The organism is Pseudomonas fluorescens, from assembly GCF_902497855.1.
GTDB lineage: Bacteria > Pseudomonadota > Gammaproteobacteria > Pseudomonadales > Pseudomonadaceae > Aquipseudomonas > Aquipseudomonas fluorescens_BI.
The window spans coordinates 1-760 of sequence record NZ_CABVHU010000058.1 but is presented as its reverse complement, the minus strand read 5'-3'; the positions used below and the strand labels follow the sequence as shown (position 1 = coordinate 760).

General features: G+C 57.2%; 1 protein-coding gene. It reads right to left on the bottom strand.

What is annotated here, in order from left to right:
- On the bottom strand, positions 1–760 hold a 760-nt coding region (locus F8N96_RS34830), incomplete at both ends, for a DUF6531 domain-containing protein (RefSeq protein WP_191635411.1).

Genomic DNA, 760 nt, shown 5'->3' with positions numbered 1-760 from the left:
GGCACACTGCGCCCCTGGTTATCAGTGAGGTAGACGAAGCTGCCACTTCTGCGCAGACTTTGTTCCCACGGCAGCACCCACCCTCTACCCAGCACGCTTTCAACGTTCAAATCACTTGCGTAGAAACGAGACCATTCAATGGGCATTAGCCCAGGGAGCGCAAAGTCGGTTTCACCCGACTCGAACAACACTTTGCGCCCCGTTGTAAGATCAACCGGATTGCCGCTTAAGCCGCCGATCGCGCGCGCTACGGCCGGTCCGATTATGAAACGACCGGCCAGATAGCTACCTGCAATTGTTGCCCCAAACTTCAATGCGCACGGACCGGCAGCTTTCAGCCCCTGTGTCAGTCCGAGCCGGAAGATCGGACCTACCGCGCGCCCCATGGAAGCGACGATCATCAACACATCGACGGTAACGCGTAGCCAGCCCGGTATCTCCTCGTCTACATCGAGGTAGCGTTCTGTTCCGCCACCAATGAATACGTTGTTCGAACCACTCGAAATCTTCGCCCCGCAGGTCAGCTTGTCACCCTTGCGCGCAGCCGCCACGTTGTTGATGAATACGTTGGACGAACCTTCCGCAACTAGCACCGGCGCTGGGTGTTTATCACACGCGCCTTGACTCAGAGTTGCATGGGCAGCATTACGGTTGTTGATGAACACATCCGCAGAGCACCCTTCCAGCTTTATTCCTCCGGTTGGAGAACTTCGTGCCGCTCCCATGCTCTCCCCAATCGCCGGAATGAAGCTGGCACCCA